The sequence below is a fragment of the Helicobacter sp. UBA3407 genome (assembly GCF_949747025.1).
GTDB lineage: Bacteria > Campylobacterota > Campylobacteria > Campylobacterales > Helicobacteraceae > Helicobacter_D > Helicobacter_D ganmani.
This window is the reverse complement of record NZ_CATKCB010000192.1, coordinates 1-7,065: the sequence shown is the minus strand read 5'-3', so window position 1 is coordinate 7,065 and position 7,065 is coordinate 1. Positions and strand designations below refer to the sequence as shown.

Here is a 7,065-nt window from a genome sequence, read left to right as displayed (position 1 = left end):
CCCATTTGGGTGAATCCTTAAACTCCTCGCCACTAAGAAAATGTATGAGAATACGACAAGGATAAAGAGCGTTGAGTTCTTTTTCAAGCTCTTGAAGTTTGTTTTGCGTACAGAGCGAAAGAGAATCACTCAAAATATGGAAGCAATAGCCTTGCTCACTAGAGTCTTGCGGGGGGGGGGAGAGATTTTAGTTGCCTCTTGTTTGCAAGTTTGTTTCAATGCAATTTTAATAATACTCATCATCAAAACTGCATTGTATTTTATGTAATTTTCATCAGCATTAAAGACAATGTGAAACATCAACCCTCTTTATAATTTAAATAATGGCAGAATTATAGCATAAAAGTGTCGCGGTGGTTCATCACACATTCAAACTCATTTTGCTTTTTTGTATTTTCTTGAAAATGCAGCCAAGATTCCACCGCACGCAATGCAAATCATACCAATGATAACTAAGCCGTGTGGCACTTGGTCTCCTAGAATAATTCCCGCTAAAGTTGCCATAAAGATTGTAACATAAGAAATCGCTCCAATCATTGGTGGATTCCCTAAACTATAAGCTTTGGTCATATAAATTTGCGCATACATAGAGACGACCCCAAGCCCAAAAATCAGCCCCCATTCTTGCAAGTTCGGCATTACAAAAGGTTTAAATAACGCGATAGGATAGTTCTCATAAGGCACAAACTGCATTAAAAGCGGCAAAATAGAACCACTTAGCATCAAAGAACCAATAATAATGCGCGGGTCATAGTTCTTGGCAAGTTCTGCAACAGAAAGATACGCAAGTGCTGCACCAATCCCGCTGTAAATTCCGATTAAGAATCCAAAAAAGCTTAAATCAATGCTTTGAGGATTGGAGATAAGCAAGATTCCGCCAAATCCCATAAAAATAGCTGTCCAAATCCTTAAGGACACGCGCTCGTGAATAAAAATCATACTCAAAAGTGCCAAAAAAATAGGCGAAGTATAAGAAAATGCAAAAGCCGTGCCTAAAGGCATTACAGACATATTATAAAAATATGCCATCATCGCACTTCCTCCTGCAAATCCACGAAAAAAGAGAATAAAAGGCTTGCCACCTTGCTTGGTTTTTGGAGGGTTAAGTATTAAGGCAACAAGAACCCAAAGCAGACCAAAGAAATTCCGAGCAAAAGCCACTTCTATGGCAGGTAAGTTTGGTGTAAGCACTTTGACAAACATTCCCATAGCGGTAAAAAGCAATCCTGCTAAAAGCATTGCAAGAATTGCTTGCTTATTAGATTCCATTATTCGTTCCATAAATTTTTGGCAGAATCGTAAAATCTTATGCCTAAAATTTAGCTAAAGATTTGACAAAGGTGCGTAGCTTAAAGTAAAATCAGACTTTAATTTAAAGGTTTTTAATGGATAAATTTTATGGAAGCATTGCGATTATCGGGCGTCCCAATGCGGGTAAAAGCTCGCTGTTCAACCGATTTTGCAAACAAAGAATTGCGATTACTTCAGAGATTGCAGGCACGACACGTGATGTCAAAAAGGCAACAATTTCTCTGCAAAACTTGCCCTTTTTACTCTTGGATACCGGCGGATTAGAGAGCAAAGATGCTTTGTTTCAAAACGTCTCAAAGCATTCTCTGCAAACAGGTGAAAATGCGGATTTGATTTTGTATCTTGTAGATGGCAAAACCGCCCCCCAAGCAATAGACAAAGAGATTTTTTACTCTCTTGAGCGCAAAAATCCTAATATTTTTTTGGTAGTTAATAAGATTGATAATGACAGAGAAAAACAAAATGCGTGGGAGTTTATGGAGTTTGGCGCAAAACAAATGTTTTTTGTCTCCGTTTCTCATAATCGCGGAATCCTAGAGCTTGAAAACGCGATTCTATCGGCTCTTAAGAATGACGCATTAGAGCAGTTTTTCAATCAAGAAACGCAAGAGGATTTAGAGGAGGGTTTAGAGTTTTTACAAGAAGATTGCGAGGATTCCACACAGCAAGCGCAAGAAGAGTTAATTAATATCGGAATCATCGGGCGCGTCAATGTAGGGAAAAGTTCATTATTGAATGCTTTGCTTAGGGGCGAACGCGCTATCGTCTCCCCTATTGCTGGGACGACCATAGACCCTGTAGATGAAAAAGGAGAAATCAAAGGGCAATTAGTCAATTTCGTAGATACTGCTGGAATCCGAAAAAGAGGCAAGATTGAGGGCTTGGAAAAATTTGCCTTGCAACGCACGCGTGAGGTGCTAGGGCGCACAGATATTGCGCTTTTGGTGCTTGATGCTTCTGCGCCTTTTGTAGAATTAGATGAGAAAATTGCGGGATTGATAGATGAATACAAGCTTGGTGTGATTGTTGTTTTAAACAAATGGGACATTGCGCACAAGGATTTTAAAGGAATCTTAGAGGATTTTAAGTTGCGCTTTAAGTTCTTAGAATATGCCCCGATTCTTACAATTTCTGCCAAAAATGGTCGCCATATCCAAAAACTAGAGGAAGAAATCCTAAAAGTTTATCGCAATTTTGCCTTTAGGATTCCAACTGCAAAGCTTAATGCAATCCTCAAGGAAGCCACCAAGCACCACCCGCTCCCTAGCGACCACGGGAAAATCGTAAAAATCTATTATGCAACGCAATTTGAAATCAAGCCCCCACAAATTGCGCTGATTATGAATCGTCCTAAAAGCTTACATTTTAGCTATAAGCGGTATTTGGTGAATTTCTTGCGCGAACATTTTGATTTTAGCGGAACGCGTATTCTTTTTATTGCACGGGGCAAAAATGATTTTGAGGAGGAGGAATCCTAAAGTATCACATAAAAAATCAGTCTTTCACAAAAAGAAACGATACAACCAAGACATTTGCAAAGATTAAGCCACCCAAAAAGGCAAAAGAATCAAAGATTTGGTGCGAAATAAGGAACAAGATTCCAACGACAAGGAATCCATACACAAAAAGTCGCAAAGGATAAAAAAACATTTTCGCACCTGTTTTGGCATTTTGCGCACTGAAATTTTGCCAAAAGCGCGTTTTTGTAGGCTTGAAGTCCTCTTGCGATTCTACTTGTGGAGATTGTGTGGGAGCTTTGGAATCCTCTTGTAGTCGCAATTCTCCCCAAAATTCCTCTTCCTCCTCTTGCGCCCTTTCTTGCTTACTTTTATAGGCTTCGCTTAAGGCTTCCAATTCCTCTTGACTTGCATTTTGAATTAAGCCTTGAATCTTACGCTTTTGCACATAAAACACAATAGAAACAATTAATGCAAAAGACAGAATCGCAAAGGTGAAATTGAGCGCAAAGATTCCGCCAAAGCCAATCCAAAAGTAAAAACAAACTAATCCAGCAAATACAAAAAACAAAAAGAGCTTTTTCATTTGCCTTTAATCATCATCTTCATCATCAAATGCTTTTGGATTGTTTGCATTGTAGGCATATTTTGGGTCTTTTGCAAGTTCATCTAATTCGCGCTTTTGACGCTTGTAGGCTTTAAAGACATTCAAAATTGCTGCACACACTCCCCATACAACGCCCAGCCAAAAAAGCCAGCGCACGCCAAAGAGTGATTCTAAGCCATAGCCAATCCCTACCCCAATCAGCACAGCAACAACCATTGAGATTCCTAATGCTGCATTAGAATAAGCTAACAGAGCATCTTTGTATTTTAATTCCTCTTTGGGCTTGGAATCCTCACTCTGCGATTCCCCCTGATTGGATTTTTGCGTTTGGTTACCCATATCCTCATTGAATTGCAAATCTTGCTTACTTACCATAAGTGTGAATCTCCAACAAAACCTCTCGTGCTCGTTCCAATACGCCCTCAATGAGTTCCTCATTCATTGCAGCACAAATAAATCCTGTTTCAAACTGCGAAGCGGCAAAATAAACTCCCTTATTCAACATTCCTTGATGGAAGCGCGCAAACATTTCTGTATTACTCTTGAGTGCGTCTTGGAAGTTTCTCACCTTTTTATCGTTAAAAAAGAATCCAAACATACTTCCGCGCACGCAAGTTTGCAAAGGAATCTGAAACTCCGCACAAAGACTTTTCAACCCTTGCGTCAGTTTTAAGGCTAAGCCCTCCAATCTCTCATAGATTTTGGAATCTTCTTTTAGTTTGCGCAATGAAACGAGTCCCGCACTCATTGCCACAGGGTTTCCGCTCAAAGTTCCTGCTTGATAAACTGCGCCTTTGGGGGAAAGCAAATCCATAATCTCCGCTCTCCCGCCAAATGCGCCCACAGGCATTCCACCTCCAATAACTTTGCCAAAGGTTACCAAATCTCCTCGCACTTTATAAAAGGATTGCGAACCGCACAAACTCGCCCGAAAACCACTCATTACTTCATCTAGGATTAATAGAATCCCGTGTTTATCGCAAAGCATTCTCAAACCCTCCAAAAACTCCACTTCGCTTGGCACAAGTCCCATATTACCCGCTATGGGTTCAACAATCACGCAAGCGACACCCTTACCTTGCTTTTGACTTAGAGTAATGCAGGATTCCACACTTGCTAAATCGTTGTATTGCGCGACTAATGTATGTTGCGTGAAATCTTGTGGCACACCCGGTGAGCTAGGATTGCCAAAGGTTGCCATTCCACTTCCCGCAGAGACCAACAAAGAATCACTATGTCCGTGATAGCAACCCTCAAACTTGATGATATCCTCTCTGCCACTAAAGGCACGCGCAAGACGAATCGCACTCATTGTTGCTTCTGTTCCACTTGAAACGAAACGGATTTTTTCTACTTCCTCTACAATGCTAATGACTTCCTTAGCAAGTGCTGTTTCTAAAGTCGTGGGTGCGCCAAAAGACAAGCCTTTTTTCACGGACTCTATCACCGCTTCTTCAATGTCCTTGTCGCAATGACCAAATATCAAAGGTCCCCAACTTTGCACAAAATCAATGTAACGATTTCCGTCCTCATCAATTAAATAAGCTCCACGCCCGTTAGCAATAAAAGGTGGCGTGCCGCCCACGCTTTTAAAGGCGCGAACAGGAGAATTGACGCCACCGGGAATAACTTGTTTTGCTTCATTGAAGTCATTAACGCTATTGAGATGATTTAAAGATTCCATTTTTTTCCTTAACAAATACCATAGCTAAAAGCTATACAACAATTTTAAAAACCCCAAAAAACAGCCTTGCATTTTGTCTTACCTAATCTTATGTGCTACAAATTTGGACATATTATCCAAAATCTCCCCACCCTTGCGAAAGCCCAATGCACAAGCTTCATAAGCATAAAAAACATTGGGCTGATAAAGGCTTCCATTATGATGATTTTGCGTTGCAAAAGCCTGATAAATTTCGGGATAGTTGTCATACTCTCCGCTACAACTTTTGAGAATCTTTCCTTGTGCGTCCAAAATGCTTACACTCTCTCCCTCCCTTCCAAAGGCATGTTTTTTAACCTGCTTTTGATTGAGTGGCTCGTAGGAAGTTTCAAGCAATAGGGGGTGGTTGGGAAACAAATCCCATAGAATCTTCAACATTCGCTTACTTTGAAACATTAAGGTATAAGCAGGATTCAAAAAGATTGTATTTTTGTTTGCAATCATAGCAGTCATCAGCTGCGCTAATTCCGGCTCATCTACTGCGATACTCTCCCAAGGAATCAGCTTAAACCAAAACTCATAATTCACACCCTCAAGGCTCAAGCCTTCTGTTTCGCTCAATGTTGCCTCGTGCGCATAGCAAAAATTTGTTTCAAATCCCGCTTCTTTTGCGATTACTTCTAAGAGTTTGACGGTGCGCTCCTCCTCCTCACTTCCAGCAATACTAGAAAAGAGAATCTTCCAACCCTCATAAATTTCATTAAAATGGGAAATATCCTCTCCTAGAGTAATCATTCGTTTAAAATTATCTCCCAATGCCTCATAAAGATTGTTAAATTGCAAAGATTCTTTGAATCCATTTTTCTTTAAAAGTGCCCATTGAACGATTGCGCTTTCATATACCATTGTAGGAGTATCTGCATTAAACTCTAGCAACTTAATAGGATTGCCGTCCAATCCTCCTGCTAAATCAAAGCGCCCATACAGATGCCAATGCACTTCCTCCTCCCAACTTCGCTCAATAGCCTCCACAAGATTAAATGGGATTCCAAGCTCAAAAAACAAATCATTATCTATGACATATTGCCCTGCTTCTGCATACATATCATAAAGCTCATTTGCAGCATTGTAGAATCCTTGCGCTTCTTCCTCACTGATTTCTACAATCTCATCACTGACATAAGGCGTAGAATCTACATCGGTATGCCAACTAAGTCCCAAGTCCTCCAAATCTGCATTATTAAGCGGTTGCGTATTCAAAATCTGCATTTTTAGCCACCATAACTTTGTCTTGTGCTTGTTGTGGAGCGATTCTGCGTAGAACCTGTGTTGTTTGGAGAATAAAACCCACTTTTTCCTGCTGTTGTTCCTGTTCTTGCATTTGCATTTTGCTTGAAAGAGCTTTGAGAACGTTCATAAGCTTGTGGGGTTTTATAACTTGTTCTTTGTTGGGCTTGATAGTTTTGATTGTTGAAAAGCTTGCTTCCAATCCAACTTCCCAAAATCGCACCTGCTGCACTTGCTAAAATCGTTTCCCCTAGAGATAATCCTGCGCCTGTTGGGTTGGTAAGTTGTGAAGTGCCTGCTTCTATTTTTTTGTTTTCTTCTGCGATAATTTGGTCAATTTCTGCTTGACTTAGGATTCGCTCCGTTCCATTTTCGCGCAAAATCACTCGTGTTTGCGCACTTGGCACTTCGTCAAGAATTTTATAACTTCCATCGGCTTGCCGCTCAATCGTAACGGTTGCACCTCTTTTGGTTGCTTCTTGAATACCACTTTTGTCTGTTTCTTGTGGGCTATCACAACCTACAATAAGAAGCACAGCAGCTAATCCTAAACCACTTTTACTAAATGCACCAACGATTCTTGGGTCAGAGATTTTTTTCAAATATTTTTTCATCTAAATACTCCCAAAATTAAAAGATTCAGCGCATTATACCAAACAATTATGAATAAGTTATAAATAATAAACTCTTGACTTCAAGTTTTTTGGGAAAAATCCTCATTCTTTTAAAATTTTATTTAT

Annotated in this window: 8 protein-coding genes; 1 reads left to right on the top strand and 7 read right to left on the bottom strand. The window is 40.1% G+C overall.

The window, feature by feature from the left end:
* Window positions 1-129: 129 nt before the first annotated feature.
* Both Q1553_RS07095 and Q1553_RS07090 read right to left on the bottom strand, forming a co-directional pair.
* Window positions 130-300 (bottom strand): hypothetical protein, encoded by a 171-nt coding sequence (locus tag Q1553_RS07095; RefSeq protein WP_297571530.1) that lies wholly within the window; start codon window positions 298-300, stop codon window positions 130-132.
* A gap of 75 nt (window positions 301-375) precedes the next feature.
* A complete protein-coding gene (locus tag Q1553_RS07090) occupies window positions 376-1,269 on the bottom strand; it encodes a DMT family transporter (RefSeq protein WP_297571529.1) in 894 nt (297 codons plus the stop codon).
* Window positions 1,270-1,385: 116 nt separating this feature from the next.
* Between Q1553_RS07090 and der the strand changes: the two genes are divergently transcribed.
* Complete coding sequence (gene der / locus Q1553_RS07085) at window positions 1,386-2,789, top strand: ribosome biogenesis GTPase Der (protein WP_300764275.1); 1,404 nt, start codon at window positions 1,386-1,388, stop codon at window positions 2,787-2,789.
* A gap of 16 nt (window positions 2,790-2,805) precedes the next feature.
* Here the strand turns inward: der and Q1553_RS07080 are convergent, their stop codons facing one another.
* The 5 genes from Q1553_RS07080 to Q1553_RS07060 form a co-directional block, all read right to left on the bottom strand.
* Entirely contained in the window at window positions 2,806-3,354 is a 549-nt protein-coding gene (locus Q1553_RS07080) for a hypothetical protein (RefSeq protein WP_300667713.1), read from the bottom strand.
* Between the two features lie 6 nt (window positions 3,355-3,360).
* A complete protein-coding gene (locus Q1553_RS07075) occupies window positions 3,361-3,750 on the bottom strand; it encodes an AtpZ/AtpI family protein (protein ID WP_245944169.1) in 390 nt (129 codons plus the stop codon).
* Complete coding sequence (hemL, locus tag Q1553_RS07070; protein WP_115550686.1) at window positions 3,740-5,059, bottom strand: glutamate-1-semialdehyde 2,1-aminomutase; 1,320 nt, start codon at window positions 5,057-5,059, stop codon at window positions 3,740-3,742. The genes Q1553_RS07075 and hemL overlap by 11 nt, the downstream gene beginning before the upstream one ends.
* Before the next feature lie 78 nt (window positions 5,060-5,137).
* On the bottom strand, window positions 5,138-6,307 hold the full coding sequence (locus Q1553_RS07065) for a glutathionylspermidine synthase family protein (RefSeq protein WP_298496958.1): 1,170 nt from the start codon (window positions 6,305-6,307) through the stop codon (window positions 5,138-5,140).
* 2 nt (window positions 6,308-6,309) lie between these two features.
* Window positions 6,310-6,939, bottom strand: a complete 630-nt coding sequence (locus Q1553_RS07060; RefSeq protein WP_115550684.1) for a UPF0323 family lipoprotein — start codon at window positions 6,937-6,939, stop codon at window positions 6,310-6,312.
* Window positions 6,940-7,065 lie beyond the last annotated feature (126 nt).